This window comes from Alteromonas stellipolaris, from assembly GCF_001562115.1.
GTDB lineage: Bacteria > Pseudomonadota > Gammaproteobacteria > Enterobacterales > Alteromonadaceae > Alteromonas > Alteromonas stellipolaris.
In genome coordinates, this window is the sequence record NZ_CP013926.1 from 662,690 (window position 1) to 686,560 (window position 23,871).

General features: G+C 45.8%; 17 protein-coding genes. 15 read left to right on the forward strand and 2 right to left on the reverse strand.

What is annotated here, in order from left to right:
• The first annotated feature begins 104 nt into the window (after window positions 1-104).
• The 6 genes from putA to AVL57_RS02855 all read left to right on the forward strand — a co-directional run bounded on the left by putA (window position 105) and on the right by AVL57_RS02855 (window position 12,034).
• The gene (putA, locus tag AVL57_RS02830) at window positions 105-3,902 is read left to right on the forward strand and encodes a bifunctional proline dehydrogenase/L-glutamate gamma-semialdehyde dehydrogenase PutA (protein WP_057794102.1); all 3,798 of its coding nucleotides are present in this window, start codon (window positions 105-107) and stop codon (window positions 3,900-3,902) included.
• Between the two features lie 227 nt (window positions 3,903-4,129).
• Complete coding sequence (locus tag AVL57_RS02835; protein WP_057796385.1) at window positions 4,130-5,476, forward strand: TolC family protein; 1,347 nt, start codon at window positions 4,130-4,132, stop codon at window positions 5,474-5,476.
• Complete coding sequence (locus AVL57_RS02840; RefSeq protein ID WP_057794100.1) at window positions 5,473-6,909, forward strand: efflux RND transporter periplasmic adaptor subunit; 1,437 nt, start codon at window positions 5,473-5,475, stop codon at window positions 6,907-6,909. The genes AVL57_RS02835 and AVL57_RS02840 overlap by 4 nt, the downstream gene beginning before the upstream one ends.
• Entirely contained in the window at window positions 6,902-10,033 is a 3,132-nt protein-coding gene (locus AVL57_RS02845; RefSeq protein ID WP_057794098.1) for an efflux RND transporter permease subunit, read from the forward strand. Before AVL57_RS02840 ends, AVL57_RS02845 begins: the two co-directional genes overlap by 8 nt.
• Window positions 10,034-10,047: 14 nt before the next feature.
• The gene (locus tag AVL57_RS02850; protein ID WP_057794096.1) at window positions 10,048-10,719 is read left to right on the forward strand and encodes a response regulator transcription factor; all 672 of its coding nucleotides are present in this window, start codon (window positions 10,048-10,050) and stop codon (window positions 10,717-10,719) included.
• A 1-nt stretch (window position 10,720) separates the two neighbouring features.
• Window positions 10,721-12,034, forward strand: a complete 1,314-nt coding sequence (locus AVL57_RS02855) for a sensor histidine kinase (RefSeq protein WP_057794093.1) — start codon at window positions 10,721-10,723, stop codon at window positions 12,032-12,034.
• A gap of 117 nt (window positions 12,035-12,151) precedes the next feature.
• Here AVL57_RS02855 and AVL57_RS02860 read toward each other — a convergent pair whose 3' ends face one another.
• The gene (locus AVL57_RS02860) at window positions 12,152-12,754 is read right to left on the reverse strand and encodes a TIGR04211 family SH3 domain-containing protein (RefSeq protein WP_057794092.1); all 603 of its coding nucleotides are present in this window, start codon (window positions 12,752-12,754) and stop codon (window positions 12,152-12,154) included.
• A gap of 177 nt (window positions 12,755-12,931) precedes the next feature.
• Here AVL57_RS02860 and AVL57_RS02865 point away from each other — a divergent pair, with 177 nt between their 5' ends.
• The gene (locus AVL57_RS02865) at window positions 12,932-14,437 is read left to right on the forward strand and encodes a CYTH domain-containing protein (RefSeq protein ID WP_057794090.1); all 1,506 of its coding nucleotides are present in this window, start codon (window positions 12,932-12,934) and stop codon (window positions 14,435-14,437) included.
• Window positions 14,438-14,473: 36 nt separating this feature from the next.
• Window positions 14,474-15,559: a helix-turn-helix domain-containing protein gene (locus tag AVL57_RS02870; protein ID WP_138118131.1), complete on the forward strand. Its 1,086-nt coding sequence runs from the start codon at window positions 14,474-14,476 to the stop codon at window positions 15,557-15,559.
• A gap of 36 nt (window positions 15,560-15,595) precedes the next feature.
• Here AVL57_RS02870 and mutH read toward each other — a convergent pair whose 3' ends face one another.
• Window positions 15,596-16,270, reverse strand: coding sequence for a DNA mismatch repair endonuclease MutH (gene mutH / locus AVL57_RS02875; RefSeq protein WP_057794088.1), 675 nt, complete (start codon window positions 16,268-16,270; stop codon window positions 15,596-15,598).
• A 116-nt stretch (window positions 16,271-16,386) separates the two neighbouring features.
• Between mutH and rppH the strand changes: the two genes are divergently transcribed.
• The 7 genes from rppH to AVL57_RS02910 are packed head-to-tail and all read left to right on the forward strand — an operon-like array spanning window position 16,387 to window position 23,791.
• On the forward strand, window positions 16,387-16,929 hold the full coding sequence (gene rppH / locus AVL57_RS02880) for an RNA pyrophosphohydrolase (RefSeq protein ID WP_041453052.1): 543 nt from the start codon (window positions 16,387-16,389) through the stop codon (window positions 16,927-16,929).
• A 56-nt stretch (window positions 16,930-16,985) separates the two neighbouring features.
• Complete coding sequence (ptsP, locus tag AVL57_RS02885; protein ID WP_057796381.1) at window positions 16,986-19,277, forward strand: phosphoenolpyruvate--protein phosphotransferase; 2,292 nt, start codon at window positions 16,986-16,988, stop codon at window positions 19,275-19,277.
• A gap of 59 nt (window positions 19,278-19,336) precedes the next feature.
• Entirely contained in the window at window positions 19,337-20,143 is an 807-nt protein-coding gene (locus AVL57_RS02890; protein WP_057794086.1) for a sulfite exporter TauE/SafE family protein, read from the forward strand.
• A 4-nt stretch (window positions 20,144-20,147) separates the two neighbouring features.
• Window positions 20,148-20,951: a prolipoprotein diacylglyceryl transferase gene (gene lgt / locus AVL57_RS02895; RefSeq protein ID WP_057794084.1), complete on the forward strand. Its 804-nt coding sequence runs from the start codon at window positions 20,148-20,150 to the stop codon at window positions 20,949-20,951.
• 12 nt (window positions 20,952-20,963) lie between these two features.
• On the forward strand, window positions 20,964-21,797 hold the full coding sequence (locus AVL57_RS02900) for a thymidylate synthase (protein ID WP_057794082.1): 834 nt from the start codon (window positions 20,964-20,966) through the stop codon (window positions 21,795-21,797).
• Window positions 21,798-21,806: 9 nt separating this feature from the next.
• Window positions 21,807-22,832, forward strand: coding sequence for a response regulator (locus tag AVL57_RS02905; protein ID WP_057794080.1), 1,026 nt, complete (start codon window positions 21,807-21,809; stop codon window positions 22,830-22,832).
• The gene (locus AVL57_RS02910) at window positions 22,832-23,791 is read left to right on the forward strand and encodes a sensor domain-containing diguanylate cyclase (RefSeq protein ID WP_057794078.1); all 960 of its coding nucleotides are present in this window, start codon (window positions 22,832-22,834) and stop codon (window positions 23,789-23,791) included. Before AVL57_RS02905 ends, AVL57_RS02910 begins: the two co-directional genes overlap by 1 nt.
• Window positions 23,792-23,871 lie beyond the last annotated feature (80 nt).

Below are 23,871 nucleotides of genomic sequence, written 5' to 3' on the forward strand. Positions count from 1 at the left end.
AGTAAGGCTCAGCTTTGCTTGTTAATTCATTTTTTCCATGTAACGTTATTCTTGTTTTCCGTTACCGGAAACATTTTCTACAGCTATTCGAATAAAGGGTTGCAATGCTCATTAACGACACACTTCATACTACATCTCCCCTACGCCAGCGCATTCGAGACTACTATCGAATTAGTGAGTCTGTGGCTGTGGATCAAATTTTACCGATTGCTGAGGTAAACCCTCGCGCCAGAAGTCGAGCGTGGGAACGCGCCCGTAAAATGGTACTGCAAATTCGTCGTGACCAAGAGGGTCATGGTGGCGTGGATGCACTGTTAAACGAGTATTCATTATCCACCTCTGAAGGTGTGGTATTGATGTGTTTGGCCGAAGCCTTGTTGCGTGTGCCCGATGGCGATACGCAAGACGAACTTATTCGCGACAAATTATCTAAAGGGCAGTGGACGCCACACCTTGGTAATTCAGATTCTTTATTCGTGAACGCTTCAGCATGGGGCTTATTGTTTACCGGTAATATGGTGAATTATGCCGACAAGCGTAAGAAGGAACAGTTTGGCCTGTTGAAGAAAACCTTGGGTCGCTTAGGTGAGCCGGTTATTCGCCGCGCAATGAATATCGCTATGCGCGTAATGGGCCGTCAGTTCGTTATGGGTGAAACCATCAAAGATGCGGTAGAGCGTGCTAAGGAAAAAGAAACCAAAGGCTATGTATATTCCTACGACATGCTGGGCGAAGGCGCTCGCACTATGGAAGATGCAGACCGTTATTATGATTCTTACGTTAAAGCTATTGAAGTGATTGGTAAAGCGGCTAACGGCCGTGGACCTAAGCGCTCACCAGGTATTTCAGTTAAGTTGTCGGCAATACATCCACGCTTTGAGTTCTTACACAGAGAGCGCGCAATGCGTGATATTCCGCCGCGCTTAAAAGCCTTGTGTATGTTGGCTAAAGAGTACGATATTGGCTTAACGGTTGACGCTGAAGAAGCTGACCGTTTAGAGCTTTCCCTCGATATCATTGAAGCGGTATTCCGTGATGAAGATTTAAACGGATGGACTGGCTTTGGTTTAGCGGTTCAAGCCTATCAAAAACGTGCTATTCATGTAATTGAACATTTACGCGTGCTTTCATTAGAAGTTGGCCGTTCATTAATGGTGCGGTTGGTAAAAGGCGCTTACTGGGATACGGAAATTAAGCTTACCCAACAAGCGGGCTTAGAAGAATTCCCTGTGTTTACCCGTAAGTCATCTACCGATGTGTCTTACCATGCTTGTGCAAACCGATTACTAGAATACCGCGATACTTTGTACCCGCAATTTGCTACTCACAATGCCTACTCTGCATCAGTGATTATTGAACTGGCAGGAGATGATAAAGAAGGATTTGAGTTCCAGTGCTTACACGGCATGGGTGATACGTTGTACGACAAAGTAGTGACTGAAGAGAAAATTCAGTGCCGTGTTTATGCGCCGGTAGGCGAGCACGAAGACTTATTAGCTTACCTTGTACGCCGTTTGCTAGAGAATGGGGCTAACTCTTCATTCGTTAACGCCATTGTTGATGATGAAAAACCGGTAGAGTCATTACTTGAAGATCCGGTAGAGAAAACCCAACGACTGAAAGTGCGTTTCAACAAGCTGATTAAAACGCCACGGGGTTTATATGCCCCTGAACGTGACAACTCTCGCGGGTTAGATTTAACCGATGTAAACGCGGTGAATGCACTTCAACATGAACTAGAGCGCTGGCAAGAATTTTATAGTGTAACTGATGGTGTGCCGGAGGGCGCAACGGCAGTACGTAACCCAATGAATCATAACGATGTGGTGGGTTACCACTATTACGCACAACCTGATGATATGCGTAAAGCGCTAGATGATGCAGATGCGGGCTTCGACGCGTGGTCTAAGCGCGATGTGTCGGAACGTGCTGAAATTCTTAACCGTTCAGCCGACGCCCTAGAGCGTCACATGGCAGAGCTTATTGCTATTTGTATGCGTGAAGCGGGCAAAGTCGCGCAAGACAGTATTGATGAAGTACGTGAAGCGGTGGATTTTTGTCGCTACTACGCCGCTCGTGCTCAAGAACTTGCTGAAGATAAGCGCTTGTTACCTCGTGGTGTTGTACTTTGTATTAGCCCGTGGAACTTCCCGCTAGCAATATTTTTAGGTCAGGTATCAGCAGCATTGGTTACCGGAAACACGGTTATTGCTAAACCTGCTGAACAAACCAGCATGGTAGCGAAACGGGCTGTGGATATTATGCAGTCGGTAGGCTTACCTGAAGACGCTTTGAAACTCATAATTGCACCAGGTAAAGAAGTGGGCGAAACCCTACTTTCCGATGAACGCATTAAAGCGGTTATGTTTACCGGTTCTACCCAAACTGGCACGCTTATCTCACAAGAACTGGCCAACCGAGGTGGTGAGCAAGTGCCGTTAATCGCTGAGACCGGTGGGCAAAACTGCATGATTGTGGATTCAACCGCCCTACCAGAGCAGGTCGTTGACGATGTTATTCATTCTGGTTTCCAAAGTGCGGGGCAACGCTGTTCAGCCCTTCGCGTATTATTCGTGCAAGAAGAAATTGCAGATGATCTCATCAGCATGTTAACCGGAGCCATGAAAGAATTAACCATTGGCGACCCAACCATGTTAGCAACTGATGTAGGCCCTGTTATTGATGAGAAAGCACTGAAGAGCCTAACCGACCATGTAGAGTTTATGGAAGGAAAAGGAAAACTGCTTTATCGCAACGAACTTCCAAAAGGCACCGAAAACGGCACCTTTTTCCCTCCTACGCTTTATCAAATTGATAACTTGGATGTATTAGAAAAAGAAGTCTTTGGCCCAGTGGTGCATTTAGTACGCTTTAAATCGAAAGAGCTAGACGACGTACTGGCGCAAATCAATAGCACGGGTTATGGCCTAACGATGGGTATTCATTCGCGTATTGAAGAACGTGCATACGAACTTGCTGCGAAAAGCCGTGCAGGTAATGTTTATATTAACCGCAACATGATTGGCGCTATTGTTGGTGTACAACCATTTGGTGGTCGTGGATTGTCTGGTACGGGACCAAAAGCCGGTGGGCCTAACTACTTGCCGCGTTTGATGATGGAACGTGCTACACCAAAACCCACGTTGATTGACGATGTTGATGGTACTGATAACGCGTTGGTCGGTGATGATAAAATTGCCGAACGTGCGCATGTGGTAATGGATCAAGCCAAAGAAGTTGAAGCCCAGTGGCGTCATATGGCCTTAAATGATCGTATCTCTATGGTACGTCAGTTACTGGCTAAAATTGCCAAGGTCGACATTGTTGACGACCTGGCCGACGATTTAAATCGCACCTTGGCCACTGCCCGTCAGCAGTTAACCAGTGTTGAGCGTAAGTTAGCGAAACCCACAGAACTTCCTGGCCCAACGGGTGAATCTAACAAACTGTACCTAGAACCTAGAGGCACCTTGGTATGTTTCGCAGATAAGGGGGTATCGTTCGAGTATTGGATGCTGTCAATCGTGACCGCACTTGCCACAGGAAACACGGTTGTGTCGGTTGTATCTGAAATCTTCTATGAAGAAGCCATTGAGATTCAAAATAAGTTTGAAGCGACCGGTGCGCCTAAAGGGGTATTCCAAGTAGCGCGATTAGGTCACTTCGATGCCTTGTTAATGGATGAAGATTTAGCGGGTGTTGTTGTTGATTCAAGTACAGAGCGTACCGCTCGTATTACTGCGATGCTGTCTTCGCGTGAAGGCGCTATTTTGCCAGTTATTACTGCTGAATATAACGATAAGTTGATTCAGCGTTTAATGACAGAAAAAACCATTAGTATCGATACTACGGCATCGGGTGGTAATACATCTCTCATGACGTTAGTGGAAGACGATGAGTAATAGCGCAAGGTAATTTTCCTTGTAGTAATCGGTAACCATGTAAAGCCAGTCCTTGTGACTGGCTTTTTTTATTTCATAGTGCATTAGTGACTCGCTTATTTGAGCGCGATAAAACACTTCAAACAAAATTTTGGTCGTTAACCCCGCCTTAACCCCCGCTGTGACACCCTGTATGCATGGTAGGCAATAATCGAATTACAATGATCGGGTTAGGTAAAATTTCATTTATGCCATTTGTGGCACTTGTACTGACGGGGTTAACCGCGTGTGCCAGTCATGACGAGGCTTCGCTTAGCGAGTCGGCATCTGCAATGACAGGAGAAAGTGTTACGTGGCAAGTGCAATCAGAAGATGCTGTTGCGGCCACTGCATTAACCGACTTAGTGTCGGTAGAAGGGTTGCAAGACTATATTGATGAAGCGCTTGAAAACAACGCAAGCTTGCAGCAAACGCTTATTACGTTAAGGAAAGCGCAGGTGGCGATTAAGTCGGCTGATGCGGCAGATAACGTTAATGTAGATGCCAGCTTTTCAGGCGCTAAAACGGAAAATAGTGATGCAAATTACACTAGCGCCTTAACCGTTAGCTGGGAAGTTGATCTATGGCAAAAAATTAGCGACAGTGTAACTGCCGCTAGTTTTGATGCTGCCAGCGCCCGCTCAGCGTATCAGTCTTCTCGCGATGCACTTGTGGCAAGCGTGATCCGAAGCTACCTAGATATTATTACTCAACAACAACTTCTTGCTATTGAGCACGAACGGTTAGGCGTTTACGAAAATAGTGAAAGTATTATCCTTAAGCGCTACCGCACAGGGCTTGGCTCTCTTGATGATTTAGACAACGCGAAAACCAGTAGCGCAAATACTAAAGCGTCACTTGCTTTGTATGAAAACGCCATTAGTACCGCGAAGCGTACACTAGCCGTTCTATTAGGGCGCGAAGACCAATCTCTATCTGACTTTCCCGCAGTAACAAAATTTCCAGAAGTGCTTGAACCAATGCTTGCCTTGCCAGAGCAAGACCTAGCTAGACGCCCCGATTTACAAGCGGCTTACTATGCTATTAAAGCCGATGAAGCCAATGTGAAAGTCGCATACAAAGCACTCCTACCTAGTATCAATCTGTCGGCGGGACTAACTGACAACGGTGTCACACCTTCTCAATCTCTGTTTTCTAACCCTCTGTGGAATCTTCTTGGGCAGGTAACCGCACCCTTGTTTCAAGGCGGCGCTCTTCGCGCGCAAATCGATGATGCCAAGTTAAATACGTTAAACAGTTGGTGGCAATATCGGGAAACATTACTTAACGCAGTACAAGAAGTGCAAAACGCGTTAGATAACGAAAAAGCGTTTACTCAACGTCAGTATTACACCGACATTGCTTACCGTAATGCATTAAATAGCGCCGAAACTTTTTCGGGGCAATACCGTCAAGGCTTGGTAGACATTTTAGATTTACTGTCAGTTTACGACACCACCTTTAATTTGCAGGCGCAGCGCGTCGAGCTTCAATATTCTCAGTTAAGTAATCGTATCGACTTGGGCCTTGCGCTAGGCCTTGGAGTGTCACAATGAACAAGAAAAAAATTATCGTAACCCTTGGTGCCGCAATGACTATTGTTATTGCCATTCTTTGTACCATGAGCCAATTAGGTGGCTCAGGAGGTCCGGGTATGGGCCCTGGCCCCAAAGGAGGAAAAGAAGGCCGGGCAGGTAAAGGAAATCAAGAGATTAGTGTGCCTAGAAATGCGAATGCTGAAAAAGCGATTACTCAAGTAGAAGCACAACGTGGTGTAGAACAAACCGTGCTTGCGCCGACAGATGAACAAGGTGAAGGCCGTCAGCCTGGTGAGCGCCTGCGTCGCGATATATCTGGTCAAAAGTCAGGTCAAAAGCCTGAACAAAGCCAAAGTCAAAACGGGGCGAAAGGTGCAGCCAACAATCAAGCGGCTGGCAGTAGCTCAGCAGATGTTGCCGAAGTGGGCGTGGTAGAGGTTTATCCAACTACCTACAATGCAAAAGTAAAAGGGTACGGGCAAGCCAGTGCTACTCACATGCTTACGTTATCAGCGCAAGTGAGTGGGCAAATTACTGAATTGTCGCCACGCTTTGAAACCGGCGCTTTGTTAAATAAAGGTGAGGTGATGGCGTATGTAGATAATACTGATTATCGCCAAGCACTAGCCGCTGCCGAAGCAACTTATGAAACTGCTTTCGTCGCTCTTGAAGAAGAACGCCTTCAAGGGTTGCAAGCACAAGACGAATGGACACGCTCAGGGTTGACCGGTGAGCCAGAGTCGGCCTTAGTGCTTCGCGCACCTCAACTTAAATCAGCGCAAGCAGCATTGCGAGAAGCCGAGCAGAATGTCGCGGCGGCAAAGCGCGATTTAGCTTTTGCTAACATCAGCGCCCCATTTAATGCCTTAGTGGTTAGCCGCAGCATTCAGCCTGGAAGTTATGTACAAGTGGGCACCGAAGTGGCCGGTTTGTATTCCGCTGACGTGGCAGAAATTTCTATCCCACTCTCGCCTAGCCAATGGGCACAGTTGCCCCAAGCACAGGTAGGTGAAAAGCCAGATTGGAAAGTACAACTAACCGATACCACTGGCGAACATCAGTGGCTGGCAAGTATTGAGCGTATAGAGTTACACCAAGACGAAGATACCCGTCAGCGCAGAGCTGTTGCCGTTGTGGAAAAGCCATTATCGTTAGCGAGCCCTTTGTATTTCGGTACGTTTCTAGTGGCTGAAATTGAAGGCCGTGAACTTGATAATGTATGGAAAGTGCCGTCTTCGGCCATATCGCAAAAACAAGAAGTATGGTTTGTCGCGCCCGATAGTAACTTGCTCAACAAGTTTACCCCTACCGTGCTTTTTGAGTACGAAGGTTTTGCTTATATCACACCTATGGCGGGTGCTAACCAAGCGCTTATTGTAGCGCGCCCGCTTAATAACTATCTTGTAAACACTCTGGTGAAGCCTGTAGTTGAGGGCAATGGCAATGAATAGTCACAAGGGCATTATTGCGTGGTTTGCGCAAAATTCGGTGGCCGCCAACCTTCTAATGGTTGGTCTTATCGTGCTAGGCATGGTGTCCTACGGCGATATTAGAAAGGAAGCCTTTCCTAGTATGGAGCCTAGGTTTGTTAGTATCTCCATGACATATGAAAGTGGTGATGCTGAGCAAGCCGAAGAAGGCATCGCGATTAAAATAGAAAATGCGCTTGAAACCGTGCCAGGAATTAAGCGCATCACTTCTACCTCTAACGCCAACGGCGCGAATGTTCAGGTCGAAAAAGAAACCGACTACGATTTAGATGTGCTGTTTAACGACATTAAAACCGAAGTCGACAGTATTTCCAATTTACCTTCTGATGCTGAAAACGCCATTATTGACAAAGCTACCCGCGACGAGCACGTTATCTGGGTGCAGCTGTATGGCGATGCCAGTCATGCTGAATTGCAGTATTTAGGTGAGCAATTAGAGCGAGACTTGCTGGCGCAAGATGATATTCGCGATGTGAGCGCAGCCAGCTTTATTGACCCTATGATGTCGATAGAAATTGATGAGGCGAAACTACAAGCCTACGGCTTAACCTTGTCAGATGTGGCCTCACGTATTAACCAAGAGTCGTCTACGTCACTCACCACTAGCTTGCGAAACCAAGAGAAAGTTATTCGTTTAAAAGCCTCTGAACAAGCTTATTACGCCGGTGATTTTGCCAAGATACCTTTAGTGACTAGCGTTGATGGTGCGGTGTTAACCGTAGGTGATGTTGCAGAAGTAACCGACACGTTTGCCGACGATAGCTACTCATTAGCCAGATATAACGGCCAAAACGGTTATGGCTTGCAAGTATTGATGGATAAATACGGCGATGTTACCGATATGGTGGCACAAGCTCATGCTGTGGTTGATAGCTGGCACGAGCGCGGGTTACTCCCCGAAGGTGTACAGCTTGAAACCTGGTATGACAGAAGTACGCTTATCACAGAGCGCTTAGACTTACTTACCAATAACGCACTAATGGGTATTGTATTGGTATTTATTACCCTTGCGGTATTTTTAAACTTACGAGTCGCCTTTTGGGTGGCCGCAGGACTACCGTTTATTTTCTTCGGTACTTTGTATTTCATGACCGATTCTTACACCGGCATGACCCTTAACGAAATGACCACCTTTGGTTTTATTATGGCGCTGGGGATTGTGGTAGATGATGCCGTAGTGGTGGGCGAAAGCGTTTATTCCACTAGGCGGCGTTACGGCGATACTTTAGCAAATACCATAGAAGGTACCCGAAAAGTCGCCGTCCCTACTATTTTTGGTGTGCTTACTACGGTGGCCACTTTCTTTGCCTTGTCGAACGTATCTGGCGGCCTTGGCACCTTGTATTCTCAGTTCGGTACCATTGTTACCCTTTGCCTTTTATTGTCGGTAGTGGAATCTAAATTAATACTGCCTTCTCATTTGGCGCATCTACCCACCAAGAAAACCACGAAAAAAGGCATTGCTGGTTTGTGGGGTAAAGTGCAAGACGGTGCCGACAATGGGCTAAATTGGTTTAACGAAAAGCTCTATCAACCAGCATTAAGTGCCACGATTGCTTATCGCTATGCTGCGGTGCTGTTGTTCATTACCTTGTTTATTGTAGTTATGAGTTTGCCGTTGACCGGCGTAGTACGGGTAGGGTTTTTCCCAAGTATGCAAGGCGATACCGTGTCGGCCAATATGTCGCTTTACAGTGATGCCAGCTTTGGTCAAACCGAACGTAACTTACTACGCTTAGAAAACGCTGCACTTGAAGCCGACAAGCAGCTGGTAGAAGAAAAGGGTGTGAGTGCGAGTGGCATGAAGAGCCTGCAAGTGACAGCTAGTGGCGATCAAAGTGGCACAATTACCATTTCGCTGTCTGAAGATAAGCCTTATACCTTGGATGAACTAGCCGCACGCTGGACAGCACTAAGTGGCAACTTAGAGGCGGTGAAAAAGCTTAAGATTCAAGCGCGACGTGAAATGGTTGATGCCTTCAGAGTAGAGCTAAAAAGTATAGACGACGCCACCTTAACAGCGGCTAACACCGCCTTTCAAGACGCATTGGAAAACATAGATGGCGTATTTGGTGTGGAAAGTTCTTTAACGCCCGGTGAAGCCATGATGCGCTTTGAGTTAACGCCAGAGGGTCGTGCCATGGGCATGGATACCCAAAGCTTATCGCAACAGCTGTTAAAAGCGTTTGGGGGCGAAATAGTGCAGCGTTACTTGCGCAATAAAAACGAAGTGAAAGTGCGCGTACGTTACCCTGAAGAAGACAGAATGGACCCGTCTGATGTGATGAATACGCGAGTACGTTTAGATAACGGTACGGTAGTGCCATTAAGTGTTATCGCCACTATGACACCTGATGTTCAGCAAAAGCAGGTGGTGCGTATTGACGGGCTTCGTGCGCTTACTGTTAGCGCTTCAGTAGACAGTGACGTAATAACCGCCACTGAACTGGTGAACTACTTAAACGAAAGTTTCGTGCCTACTATATCTCGTCAGTATCAAGACTTGTCACTGCATTTTGCGGGGGAAGCCGAGCAGCAAGAAGAAACCCAAAGCTCAATGGAGAGCGTATTTATATTAGCGTTAATTTCTATTTACGCCTTGCTCGCCATTCCGCTTAAATCTTACGTTCAGCCGCTTATTATTATGACCGCTATTCCGTTTGGCATTGTAGGTGCGGTATTAGGACATTGGAGCAACGGGCTAATGCTTAGCATACTCTCTCTTAACGGAATATTGGCGTTGAGCGGGGTAGTAGTTAACGACAGCCTGCTGTTGGTGTCTCGCTATAACGCATTGAAAGAAGCGGGTATGCGTGTGCAAGAGGCGGTTATTGAAGCCTGTTCAAGTCGTCTTCGTGCCGTATTGCTTACTTCCATTACTACCTTTTTAGGTTTGTACCCCATATTGGGTGAAACCTCCATGCAGGCACAATTCTTAATACCTGCCGCTGCGTCCTTGGGGTATGGTATTTTGTTTGCCACGGCTATTACATTAGTATTAATTCCTGCATTGCTGTTAATTTACGAAGATGTAGCTCAGCTAGGTAAAAAAACCAAAGACGCTGCTGTACAAGTGGCAGGGTAGAAAAGGTGGACGGAATGATTCGGGTGTTGTTAGTGGAAGATGATATTGGCTTGGCTGGTAACGTTTTTGACTACTTGGAACTAGAGGATATGCAATGCGACCATGCCAGCAATGGCGTGGCGGCATTGCAGTTTATTAATCAGCATCAATACGATGTGTTAGTGCTTGATATCAACTTGCCTCGACTCGACGGTTTCAGCGTTTGTGAGCGTTTGCGAAACGACGGCAACGATACCCCTGTTATTATGCTCACCGCGCGAGATCAGCTTGAAGACAAACTCACGGGGTTTCAAAAAGGGGCCGACGATTATTTGATTAAACCCTTTGCGATGGCTGAATTAGTGGCGCGGGTAACCGCATTATCGGGGCGCCGTTCTGCGCAGGTAAATCAAATCGCTATGGGTAATGTGACACTCAACATGAATACGCAAGAAGCCCATACAAGTGGCAACCTTATTAAACTTAGCCCCATTACCTATGCACTGCTTAAAAAACTGTTGTTAGCTAAAGGGGAAGTGGTTAGCCGAGAACGGCTTATTGAAGCAGCTTGGAAAGATGGAGCACCCGAAAGCAATGTGCTCAAAGTGCACATGCACCATTTACGAAAAAGTCTAGAACAGGTGAATGCCTCACTTTCGGTGCTAAGTAAACCAAACAGTGGTTTTTACCTCGCCGAGGACGTTTGATATGGTTAAAGGCTTACACCTGAGTTTACGTCGCTATGTGTTGTGGACCTTGCTTGCCGTAGGAAGTGTGCTGATCACGTTGTTTTCAATGTTTTCAGCTGAGCGCTTTTTTCAAGGTATGGACGGCATGTTGCGCGGCACTATGGTAAGTGTGGCAAGCAATACCGAGTTAACAGGTGAGTTACCTCAACGTGTTTTGAACTTCTACATCAGTGCCGAATTTGACCAACAACCAGAAGAAATCCTCGCGTCATTTAGGCAAGACGAGCTTATTCCTTTTGTTTTAGCTAAAGATTTAAAGCGTGATTGGTTTTTCACGCGCCCGTACGCAGCACGATTTTTAGTGATGGTACCGCTTGAAAGCGGCGAGGTAAGGTACATTTCTCAGGTGTTTGGTGAGCCAAAAGGGCGTGGCCGTCGGCCGGTGTGGTTAAGCCATGAGTTGGTGAGTATCATTATTGGAATAAGTGCACTGGTTGTGTTTGCAATTGTATTGTTGCTTATCATGCGAAGCGTGACTAAGCCCGTAGAAATGCTTCAGGATTGGGCGGCGGCGCTAGATGAAAAGCAACTTGATGCGCCTATCCCAAGGTTTCGTTACAAAGAGCTCAATGCGCTTGCGTCACTGATACACAACAGCCTGCAAAGCGTGAAACAAACCCTTGAGCGAGAGCGTACTTTTGTTAATCACGCGAGTCATGAGTTACGTACTCCCATTGCTGTTATTCGAAGCAGTACGGAATTGCTACAGCGTGTTTTGGAAAAAGAGCAGCTAGAAAATCAAGCGCATACAATAGGCAGTAAAGGGGAAAATGCCTTAATGCGGATTGATAATGCCTCTAAAACAATGACCGATTTAACTGAAACCTTATTGTGGTTAGCGCGCGAAGACAGTCAACCTTTGCCTTATCATCCCGTGGACATTGCCACCACGGTTGAGCAGCTTTGTGATGACTTAGCATACTTACTAAAAGGAAAAACCGTAACCGTCGATGTGAATGTGCCAAGTACAACAATGTATCTGCCAGATACTGCTAGTAGAATAATTATTGGTAATGTTATCCGAAATGCCTTCCAACATACCGACAGCGGCGTAGTGTCTATTACATTACGTGACACTACCTTAACTATCGAGAACCAGAATGACGCAGAGGCTTCTCCACTATCAAACGTTGAAGATACTGGTTACGGGTTGGGACTTAAGCTAATTACTAAATTAACAGAACGGTTGGGATGGCAGTGCCAGGCAGGTGTGGTCGTAAATGGTTATCACGTCACGCTAACTCTCAATGAACCTGAAAATACCGATGTGTAGTTGTGAGTGTAGTTGTGAGTGTCACTTAACAGGCTAGATTTAAAATAAGCGGCTAAGAAGCCGCTTATTTTGTTTAACCTCGACAATTTTGCCTTGTCGATAGAGCAGTACAGGTAATCACATCCATTCTTTACTGCGGTTACGCTTTTTAGGCAAATAAGTCAGAAGTACGCCTAATAAAATACCTGCGCCGGCAACAATACCGCCACGGGTGAACCAGGTGACCAGTTCATCTTTATCAGCGCTTTCTACTTGCGCACTTAAGCGTTTAATATCGTTGCTTTGTTGTTCAGTATCCGTTGTGAGTTGCGTAATTTGCTGGCGCGCATCATTAAGCTGCTGGCGCAGGTTCGCATTCTCACGTTGGGTAGTTTGTAAGCTGGTTTGGCTTTGTGCTAACTGCTCACTTAGAATAGGTAGTTTTTCAGCTTGTGACATCTCTGTAGTCACATACTTTGATTCAACCCACCCCTTACGACCTTCATCATCGGTCACTTGCGTGAACTCTGCATCAGCATCACGGTCTAGCACAGTAATCGGTGTGCCTGCCTCTACAGACCCTAGAATACGGTAGTTTCGGCCTGGGCCCGTGTGTAAAAAGATAAATAAATCATCGCGAATATAGTGCGACGACGACGCTTCTAGCGTATCGCTCTCTTGAAGAGCCAGCGCTTGGCAAGAGCATGCAAAAAGGGCAACTGCTAACCACTTTCGAATCATAGGTAGTCCAAATACTCGTCTAAAACATGGAGATGGTATTGGTTGACCGCGATAAAGGCAAGTTTGTTCCACTTTTGTCTACTGGTTAATTTCATCGCAACCAGTTAATAGTGTCATTGCGAATTAGTTTGGACACAGGTAAGGTTGCATCATTATCACGTATGCCACTGCGCAAATATGTCTGAAATTGAACTAAAATTTGTTACTCAAGATGGTGCGCATCAAGCTTTTAAAGACCGCGTACTTCCTCTTTTTGAAAAAAATAATATTACCCTCATTTCCCACTCCGAACTTCGGCTTGAAAACGATTACTACGATACGGTAAATCACGATTTTCAAGAAAGTAAGATGGGTTTTCGTGTGCGCGGCAATAATGGCAGCTACGAGCAAACCTTAAAAACCAATGGGAAAGTCAGTGGTGGGTTACATCAACGTGCAGAATACAACATTGACCTTGATGCACCTGAACCCGACTTAACCCTGTTTGATACTTCAGTGTGGCCTTCTAGCTGGAATATTCCCAGCATGAACAGCAAATTGGAAAAGCAATTTAGTACCCACTTTACTCGCCATGCTTATATTGTAGAGGTAGAGAAGAGTCGCGTAGAGGTAGTGCTTGATTGCGGTGAGGCGGCTACCGATAAAGCCAGCTCGCCCATTAATGAAATTGAGCTAGAATTGCAAAGTGGAGACCTAGACAGCCTCTTTATATTGGCAACGCACATAAATAGTTGTATGGATGTCAGGCTAAGCGACGTGTCTAAAGCGGCGCAAGGGTATCAGCTACTACATGGCTTTAACGCCAAAGTAAAACCCTTGCCAGACTTTTTGCCGCTAAATCCAAAATCGTCTACCGAAGAAGCCTTTTCAAGCGCACTTCAATTGGCTTTAGCCCATTGGCAGCACCATGAGCATGTATTTATTGAAAGTGGCTCTATTAAAACCTTAGCTGAAGTGGCCAAGAGCGTGCGCTTGCTGTTACAAAGCGTGTCTTTGTATTTACCTGTTTTACAGTGCCCAGAAATGCTTGCGTTGCATAAAAAGCTTATTGCTTACGCACAGCAATGGGCCTGGCAAGATGACTTGCAAAGCTTACGGTATTTATTGTCTAAAAAGAGCCTGTTTCACAAAACCTTAAGCAAACACCCTGCTATTGTCAGTTATTTGCAAGGACGTAAAGCAGGGCTGCTGCATGCACATGACCCAGCCAGTTTATTTTTCGACAGTATGGCTACCGATATTAAGCTGAAAGCTATCGACTTAATTAACGCAAAACCATGGCGTAGAGAAGCTACAGGGTACGATTTGCTAGTTTTAGATCATGCCAAAGGGTGGTTATCTCAGGGGTGGCAAACGGTGCAGCAAAGTATGCCAGCCAATAAAGCGATGGGCCCCGCCAACTATACGTTGGTAGAAGTTGTGCTTCGACAAACCTTGTGGAGCGGTTTTTTACTTGGGGATTTGTTTTTAGAAGAGCGGGGTAACTTCAGAGCACCTTGGTTAGATTTGTTAACCGGCATAGAGGAGCTTAATGCGTTACTTATGCTTCGCCAAGCAGTACAAGACTCCGAATTAGAAACACAAGATGAACTTAGTAAGTGGACAAGCAGTAAGCTGACCGTGCTCGTGAAAGTCATGGAGCGAACCCGCGCTGTGGCGTTAGAACGAGATATTTACTGGTAATGACACTAGGTAAATCGTGAACAAGGATGTAGTAAGGTGAAAGCAGATATGGTGTATGACTACGCCCTTTATGCGGCGCTGTTCTTCTATTTTATTGTGGTAGTAAGATTTGTGTATTATCGCCACCGTATATTTCAGAGCCCCTGGTTAGCGGCGGCTATTCTGAGCTGGCCCATTTTCATGCTAGATGAATGGATGCGGTTGTGGCAGTTAACCCAACTGGCGCCCCTTTATGGGCTGTCAGACGTCTTTGCGGTGCTACTGATGACATGTAGCTATAGAATGGTAAAGCCCATGCTTTTGGCTTATCCGTCTAAACGTTCTCGATTGTGGGTGCCTTTTTGGGTAATGGCCGTGCTGCAACTAACTATTTTACTTATTCCCACTGAAGACAAGCTATTGTGGTTAGAAGCCTCCCCAAGTGGCGAGCCATTAATGTTATGGCCAGCTTACTTAGCTTCGTTAACTACAGGGTTCTGCGTGTTGCTCATTGGTATTCTCATCACTGAACACATTCAAATGTATCATAGGCATTTACCCGAACAGGCGGTTGACGTTCAAGAGTTTCGCGTACCAAGACTTGCCAGCGTCATGGCAAATACGGTTGTTGTGGCGTTTGCCAGTATTTTGCTGGTGACTGCTGCCACCTTTGGCTTTTTTGCAGTGCCTTTTTGGGAAAGCCTACACCATACGGCCCTTGGCGTTTCTCTGCTCGTGGTGCTATTCAGCCTTACTTTTCCTAGGGTAACGTCACCATCGCCTTTAGATTACGAGCGGCTGGATGAAGGTGCAGTAAAGCCAGCCGAAGTGCGAGCGGTCATTGGTCAAGCTAAGCGCACCATGATTGATGGTAAAAACTACAAGAAGCTGGGGCTAACATTGAAAGACTTTAGCGATGAGGCAGGAGTTGATCCCACCACATTGGCGATTGCCTTGCACTTAGAGCTTAAGAAAAACTTTCGCGGTTTTGTGAATCAGTACCGGCTGGACTACGCCAAAAATGTACTGCTGCGAAGTGATGCCAAAATAGCAAAAGTGGCGAAACGCTTAGGTCTTAATTCTGAAAAGTTTTTAGGCGATGTGTTAGTGAAATACCTGCGCAATAGCCAAGAACCACACTAGTTCAGTAGGCTTATTTATTTAATCTACAAAGCCATGCTAGCTAAAGGCATTATAAAGCACCTGCTGGGTAAAGGTTTTACGCAAGTAGAACCCACGAGGGCGAGTTTTAATTCGCTCGCCTTGCGGACCTAAGGCATCAGTTAATACTTTGCCGCTGGCAGCCTTAGGTCGAAGGTGCAACGCCTCGCCTTGTCGAGAAGTGATTGATTCTACATGCCCCGTCAGTATTTGCTCTGTAAGCTCTTCCCAGTCTTGTTTTAACATCGCATCTTCTAGTGCACTCGGCTGCCAATAAAACGCACTGGCGACTCTGCGCTGCGCCAATGGAATGCGTCTGTCTCCCTCAATAGGTAACCACAGCACTTGTTGAATTTTATTGCGTACATTGCTTGTTTCCCACGTTAACCCTGGCTGCATCAATAAGGGGGCGTAGCAAACATAGGTGGTTTCAAGAGGCATAAAATTGGCATCAATGGGAATAGTTTTAAGTTCAATACCCAGTTCTGGGAAGTCTTGCTGAGGTTTAGAGCCGGCACTGGCCCCTAGCCAACGTTCAATTAACATACCTGGCCAACCTTTATGACGCTGTAAGTTTTCTGGTATGGCAACGTCAGCCATATGGGCTAATTCTCCCAAGGTTAAGCCCGCAATGGCGTCACAGCGGGCTAATAACGTGGTTGAATTTTCAGGTGGAGACTCGGGTGGACGCATAGTTCAGCTCAGTAATTTTCTATAAGGAAAGCATGAATTTCGATTAATGCTTTGAATGGTGTATATATTATGGAAGAATGCAGAGATATAAAAGTATAGTGTGCCCGGGAGTCTATGTGATAGATGCCGATGGATTCCGTGCGAATGTGGGCATAGTGATTTGCAACAAAATGGGTCAAATATTTTGGGCAAGGCGTTATGGTCAACATTCATGGCAGTTCCCTCAAGGCGGAATTGATGAAGGGGAATCTGCCGAACAAGCTATGTACCGCGAGCTGCACGAAGAAGTGGGACTGACACCGAAAGATGTCACCATTTTAAGTGTTACACGTAACTGGCTTAGATATAAGCTTCCTAAGCGATTAATTCGTCAGGGAAGTAATCCGGTCTGTATAGGCCAAAAACAAAAGTGGTTCCTGCTGCAGCTTGACTGTAATGAGCGGGACGTGAATGTATTGAAAACAGGGCACCCAGAATTTGATGATTGGCGTTGGGTGAGCTATTGGTATCCAATTAGAAATGTCGTGTCGTTCAAGCGAGACGTCTACCGTCGGGTTATGAAGGAGTTTTCCCCTGTTGTAATGGCTGCTCAACAGCGTCCACAACAGCGCCATAATACGTCGTCGCAAAAGCGCGGTAAAAAGCGTAGGCGGGGCTAGGCGAACGAGCAAAGTATAGGGAGTAGCGATTGGACACTCAGGGTCACAAAGGCGCAATGTTAACCACGCTTAAACGTATCGTGCAGGAAATGAATCAAATTCCTGCGCTAGATACTGCCTTGTTTCGTCTGGCATCTCGCGTTAAACAAACGCTTGATGTCGACTCATGCTCCATTTATCTAGCCGATTACGAGAAACAAACCTTTATTCTAAAGGCTACCGACGGTCTGCACCCTGATGCAGTAGAGCAAGTTCATATAGGCTTTTCTGAAGGCTTAATTGGCTTAGTCGGTCAGCGTGAAGAACCGCTTAACATTGTTAACGCCCAGCATCATCCTCGATTCAAACACTATCCTGAAGTTAAAGAAGAAAACTACAACGCATTTTTGGGTACGCCCATTATTCACCAGCGTAAAGTGTTAGGCGTCATTACCCTACAGCAAAGTGAAATGCGCCGTTTCAGTGAAGACGAAGAAGCATTCTTAGTCACCCTCGCTGCCCAGCTAGCGCTTGAAATTACCAATGCTGACATGCGCGGCGCACTAAACAATACCGCCAATGTAAACAGTATTGCACTGCAAAAAAATGTCTCTGGTATTGCGGGTTCGCCCGGCTTAGCAATTGGTAAAGGCTTCTCACCAGATAAGTCACTTAATTTAAAAAACTGGGTTGTTAAACGCAGTAAAAATCCAAACGACGAAATCCAAACCTACCGCAAAGGCGTGGAAGTCACGCGCCAACACGTGGATGGATTATCGAAAAGTTTAGATGACGATATTCCTGATGACGTTAAATCCATATTTCAGCTTTATCACCATTTACTTGATGCCAATAGCTTAGGCCGCGAGGTAGAAGAGAAAATCAGGCAAGGGTGGGATGCTGCGTCGTCACTTAAAATGGTGGTCGAAAATTACGCCGCACGTTTTCGCGCGATGGACGACCCTTACATGCAAGAGCGTGCCATCGATATCGTCGACCTTTCCGATCGTATTTTGGCGAATATTCTTACCGAGGGCCAAGGGCAAAAGCTGGTAGAAAAACTCGCCACCGAAGATAGTATTTTGGTGGCCGATGAAGTATCGGCAACCATGCTGGCTGAGTTTCCAAGAGAAAAGCTCAAAGGCATTATCTCTATACGGGGGTCAAACAACTCTCATGCCGCTATTTTAGCAAGGGCAATGGGTGTGCCTGCGGTGATGGGGTGTCAGAATGTGTCTCCTGCACTGCTTGAGGGTAAAGAGCTTTTACTCGATGGTTATGCAGGTGAGGTAATTGTTTCCCCAGAGCGGAACATCAAAACTGAATTTATTCAGCTTATTGAAGAAGAGTCGGCAATAACCGAGCGCATAGACGCCGAAGCCGGGCAGCCTTGTGAAAGCGTAGATGGCTGTCGCATGTCGCTATACATCAATGCGGGTTTGTCTGCTGAAGCCGAGCTTAATGCTGGGCATATTGGCTCGGGTATTGGTCTGTACCGTACTGAAATTCCCTTTATGCTACGGGAGCGTTTTCCTTCTGAGCAAGAGCAAGTTGAGCTTTATCGCCAAATCTTAGAGTCGGCACCCGATTTACCGATTACCATGCGTACCCTTGATGTGGGAGGAGACAAACCCCTTCCTTATTTCCCCATCAATGAAGAGAACCCGTTCTTAGGGTGGCGGGGCATACGGTTAACACTCGATCACCCCGAGATATTCTTGGTACAAGTACGGGCCATGCTAAGAGCCAGTATTGGGCTTAAGAACCTACGCATTATGTTACCGATGATATCCACGGTGGCAGAAGTGCAAGAAGCCAAGCGCTTAGTTAACCAAGCCTACTTTGAGATATGTGACGAGGTTTGTGAGTCAGATGAAGTACTTCAGCGGCCTAAGTTAGGTATTATGTTAGAAGTACCCTCGGTATTGTATCAACTGCCGCAGCTTGCGAAACACGTAGATTTCTTCTCGGTGGGCAGTAACGACTTAACGCAATACTTGTTGGCGGTAGATAGAAACAACACCCGTGTGGCGGGGCTGTACAACAGCTACCATCCTGCGGTATTGGCTGCACTTTACGACATTGTGCAGCAATCAAACGAGAACCAAATCCCCGTTACCATTTGCGGCGAGATTGCCGGTGAACCGGCAGGTGCTATTTTATTAATGGGCATGGGGTATCGTCGTTTAAGTATGAATGCGTTCAATATTCGAAAAATTAATTGGCTTATTCGTAAGGTTTCGCTGGCGGAAAGCAAACAGCTTCTTTCTCTCGCGTTAACCTCGCAAAGCCATGAACAAGTATTCGGACATTTAAACGAATATTTAGAAACAAAAGGCTTAGGTGGGTTAATACGGGCAGGTGCGTAAAATAGGCATGGCGCTAGCAGTGTAAATGCTAGTTTCTGCTGTGTGATAAAGGATTTTGTATGGAACCGTTAACCATCATTTTTGTGAGCTGCTTAGTCCTTGGCGTGGTCGTCGGGTTATTAGCAGGAATGTTAGGTATAGGTGGTGGTCTTATCATCGTTCCTGTACTCTCCTACTTACTGATTCACTTTGCTGGTATGACCGTTGAGACCGTGATGCCGGTGGCCATAGCTACCTCACTTTCTACCATCATTTTTACGGGCATGTCGTCTGCGTTCGCACACTATCGCTTAGGTAATATCCATAAACCAACGGTGCTTTATACTGGGTTTGGTATAGCAATAGGTGCTATCTTAGGGGCGCAAATTGCCAGTCATATTTCCGGTGCGCTATTAAAAGACATCTTTGCGGTTTTGGTTATTATTATTGCCGCACAAATGATATTTGGTAAGCAGAAAACATCAGACAGCGAAGCATCGCCATGGGTGCTAAGTTGCGTGGGTAGCGGCACAGGTTTAATTAGCGCACTGATGGGTATTGGTGGTGGCGCCTTGTTAGTACCAGCTTTAGTGTGGTTCAGAATTAACATAAGATTGGCGATTGGCTGCGCGGCATTTAGTGGCTTGCTAATCGCAGTATTTGGCACCGCTAGTTTTGTTGCTGCGGGCTGGCAGCAAGCAGGTATGCCACAGTGGAGTTTAGGTTACGTATATTTGCCCGCCACAGCAGGTATTGTCACCACATCAATATTTACCGCAGGTATCGGCGCTAAGCTGGGCCAGCGGGTAAATACTCGAGTTTTAAAAGCAATGCTAGCGTGTTTGTTAGTGTTGGTAAGTATCAAAATGTTTGTAGGAATTAATTAAGCGTATGGCTGAAAGCAGTTATTTGGTTTTTCCCAGTATAGACCCTATTATTTTTAGCCTCGGGCCATTAAGTGTCCGTTGGTACGGCATGATGTACCTCGTTGGTTTTATTGCCGCGTATTTGTTAGCGCAGAAGCGTTTGTCGCGCACTGAATGGACGCGAGATCAACTCAGCGACTTATTGTTCTGGAGCTTTGTTGGTGTGATTTTAGGTGGTCGTATTGGCTATGTGTTCTTCTATCAGTTTGGCATGTTTCTAGAAAACCCCCTCTACCTGTTTAAAATATGGGCCGGTGGTATGTCGTTCCATGGCGGGCTTGTTGGCGTATTAGTGGCGTTAATGTGGCAAGCTAAGCGAATGAAAGCCACCTTCTTGCAATTAGGTGATTTCGTTGCACCACTAGTTCCCATTGGTTTAGGCGCAGGACGCATCGGAAACTTCCTTAACGCTGAATTATGGGGCCGTACCACTGATGTGCCTTGGGCTATCATTTTCCCAAACGCCGGTAATGTGCCTCGCCATCCTTCCCAGTTATATGAATTTGCCTTGGAAGGCGTATTATTGTTTGTTATTTTATGGCTTTATTCTGCTAAACCTCGACCGGTTGGCGCGGTAAGTGGTGTCTTTTTACTTGGCTATGGGAGTTTCCGTTTTATCGTGGAGTACTTTAGAGAGCCAGATGCTCACATTGGTTTATACCAAATGGGGCTAAGCCAAGGGCAGCTATTATGTTTACCTATGATTGCATTAGGCATAGGGCTATTAGTGCGCGCCTACACCCGCCAACAGCAACAAATTAAACAATAAATAAGAAGAAAGATGAAAGAATATCTCGCATTGATGCGCCATGTACGTGATACAGGTGTAAAAAAGGAAGACCGCACTGGAACCGGCACATTAAGTGTATTTGGCTATCAAATGCGGTTTGATTTACAACAAGGCTTTCCGTTAGTTACCACTAAAAAATGCCACCTTAAATCTATTATTCACGAGCTGCTATGGTTCTTGAAAGGCGAAAGTAACATCGCTTATTTGAAAGAAAATGGCGTGAGCATTTGGGATGGTTGGGCAACAGAAGAGGGCGAATTAGGCCCTGTATACGGTAAGCAATGGCGCAGTTGGGATAATGGCGATGGTACAACTATCGATCAGATAGCCGATGTGATTGACCAAATCAAAACCAATCCAGATTCTCGCCGTCTTATTGTCAGTGCATGGAATCCGTCTGTATTGCCAGATACACAATATTCGCCAAGTGAAAATGCGAGTATGGGTAAGCAAGCATTGCCACCGTGTCATACTATGTTTCAATTCTATGTGCTTGATGGCAAATTGAGTTGTCAGCTATATCAGCGCAGCGGTGATATTTTCTTAGGTATTCCTTTTAATATTGCTAGCTATGCTTTACTCACCATGATGATCGCCCAAGTATGTGACCTAGCGCCAGGTGACTTCATTCTGACATTAGGTGATGCGCATTTATATAGTAATCATCTAGAGCAAGTTGACCTGCAACTAAGCCGAGAGCCTTTTGCGCCGCCCGTTATGGAATTAAACGAAAGCGTGAAAGATATTTTTGATTTTTCATTTGAGGACTTTACGCTTAAAGGCTATCAGTCTCACCCTCACATAAAAGCACCGGTCGCAATATAAGGAGGTTTTGTGTCTACACCTATTCTTATATGTGATGATTCAGGCTTTGCACGACGCCAAATGGCACGCAGTATCCCAGATGGTTGGGATGTAGAGATTTCATTTGCCGGCAATGGGCAAGAAGCTCTTGAGGTTATCCGTGCTGGTAAAGGCGATGTGGTATTTCTTGACCTGAATATGCCTGTTATGGATGGCTATGAAACCATGGAGGCCATTCGTAAGGAAGACTTACCTTGCTTGGTTATCGTGGTATCAGGTGACGTACAAGCGCAAGCGAGAGAACGGATGTTAGCCTTAGGTGCCATCGATTTCATTCGTAAACCTATCGATAACGAAAAACTTACCAATATTTTATCTTCTTACGGTATTTACAGCGGCATTTCTACTGCAGTGCAGCGAGAAGCCGTTGCAAGAGACACCGATGCGTCATCGTTGGACGACAAGCTAGATGCGTACCGTGAAATGGTGAATATCGCCATGGGGCGAGCAGGTGAAAGCCTAGCGCAACTTATGGGCGAGTTTGTCGACCTGCCTATTCCCAATGTTAATTTGCTAGAAAGTAATGAACTGTCGATGGCCATTGCCGAAATAAATCGCAACGACTGTGTATCGGCAGTGTCGAAAGGTTTTGTCAGTGCTGGAATTCGCGGTGAAGCGCTGGTTATCTTCAATGATACTAACTCGCAAAACATTGTTGAGTTATTAAAATATGATGCCCATCAGTCCACGGGCAGCCTAGAGCTTGAAGCCTTAATGGATGTGTCGAATATTTTAATCGGAGCATGCTTAAATGGACTGTCTGAACAACTAAACGTGTCATTTAGTCATACGCTTCCTGTATTGCTCGGTCGCCATCAGGGACTAGCTGCGTTGCTTAATGACAATGTTAAGAAGTGGGGCAAGGTAATGGCAATCGAAATTGGTTACGCCATTAAAGCCAGAGATATTGCATTCGATTTGTTACTCCTGTTTCCCGATGAAGCGATGAACCATATTTATGGTCGTTTAGTGGATGTAGAAAGGGAAGCTTCATAATGATTTCACTTACGGAAAACGGAAATTTACCTGCTGAACTGCTCGACTCTATCGAAGTGGGTATTGTCGTGTTGGATAGAGATTTCAAGGTAGAGGCGTGGAACAAATTCATGGAAAACCACTCTTCAATTCTACCCCGCGATATTAAAGGCACCTCGTTATTTACCCATTTTTCAGAAATTGATGAAAATTGGCTAAGGCTTAAATCAGGCCCAGTATTTAACTTAAAAAGCCCTGTATTTATTATTTGGGAACAGCGCCAATACTTATTTAAATTTGGCGGCAATAGACCTATTACCTGCCAAGCAAGTTACATGTATCAGAACGTGACCATGTTTCCTTTAATTTCTGAAACCGGTAATGTTGAGAAGTTCTGTATCGTCGTTTATGACGTAACAGACCAAGCACTTAGCAAAATTGGTATGGAAAGACTGAATGAAGAGCTAAAAACTGCCAGCCGAATTGATGGCTTAACGGGGCTGTTTAATCGTCGATACTGGCAGGAGCGTTTTGAGCAATCTTATAAGTTAGCAAAGCGCCAAGACAAGGCGAGTACCGCAATGATGTTAGACATCGATCACTTCAAAAAAGTGAACGATACTTATGGTCACCAAGCAGGCGATAAAGTTATTCAGATGCTGTCCGCGCTTATTAAGCGCTGTGTTAGGGAAACTGATTTAGCAGGCCGTTATGGCGGCGAAGAATTTGCCGTGATTCTTACCGACTCACCCGTTGAAAAAGCCGTTATAGTGGCTGAGCGTATTCGTCGTTTAGCGGAACGTTTGGTGGTAGAGCACGATGGTGAAGAAATTACTTTTACGGTGAGTTTGGGCCTAGCTGAATTCGACCTTAACAGTAAAAGCTCCATGGCTTGGCTTGAAAAAGCTGACCAAGCGCTTTACGAAGCTAAAGAAAGTGGGCGGAATAAATACTGTATTAGCGCGCTAGCCAGAGTGTAACGCAACTCTTTGCAACGCAACTATTTGTAACGTAACTACATGCATAGTCTTCTTCGGTAGCTTCAAACAGAGTTGGTAGT

Coding starts and splice junctions, on each gene's coding strand:
- AVL57_RS02890 (WP_057794086.1), top strand. CDS start 19,337: ATGGAACCGTTAACCATCATTTTTGTGAGCTGCTTAGTCCTTGGCGTG.
- putA (WP_057794102.1), top strand. CDS start 105: ATGCTCATTAACGACACACTTCATACTACATCTCCCCTACGCCAGCGC.
- ptsP (WP_057796381.1), top strand. CDS start 16,986: ATGTTAACCACGCTTAAACGTATCGTGCAGGAAATGAATCAAATTCCT.
- lgt (WP_057794084.1), top strand. CDS start 20,148: ATGGCTGAAAGCAGTTATTTGGTTTTTCCCAGTATAGACCCTATTATT.
- mutH (WP_057794088.1), bottom strand. CDS start 16,270: ATGCGTCCACCCGAGTCTCCACCTGAAAATTCAACCACGTTATTAGCC.
- AVL57_RS02910 (WP_057794078.1), top strand. CDS start 22,832: ATGATTTCACTTACGGAAAACGGAAATTTACCTGCTGAACTGCTCGAC.
- AVL57_RS02860 (WP_057794092.1), bottom strand. CDS start 12,754: ATGATTCGAAAGTGGTTAGCAGTTGCCCTTTTTGCATGCTCTTGCCAA.
- AVL57_RS02850 (WP_057794096.1), top strand. CDS start 10,048: ATGATTCGGGTGTTGTTAGTGGAAGATGATATTGGCTTGGCTGGTAAC.
- AVL57_RS02840 (WP_057794100.1), top strand. CDS start 5,473: ATGAACAAGAAAAAAATTATCGTAACCCTTGGTGCCGCAATGACTATT.
- AVL57_RS02900 (WP_057794082.1), top strand. CDS start 20,964: ATGAAAGAATATCTCGCATTGATGCGCCATGTACGTGATACAGGTGTA.
- AVL57_RS02855 (WP_057794093.1), top strand. CDS start 10,721: ATGGTTAAAGGCTTACACCTGAGTTTACGTCGCTATGTGTTGTGGACC.
- AVL57_RS02845 (WP_057794098.1), top strand. CDS start 6,902: ATGAATAGTCACAAGGGCATTATTGCGTGGTTTGCGCAAAATTCGGTG.
- AVL57_RS02865 (WP_057794090.1), top strand. CDS start 12,932: ATGTCTGAAATTGAACTAAAATTTGTTACTCAAGATGGTGCGCATCAA.
- AVL57_RS02835 (WP_057796385.1), top strand. CDS start 4,130: ATGCCATTTGTGGCACTTGTACTGACGGGGTTAACCGCGTGTGCCAGT.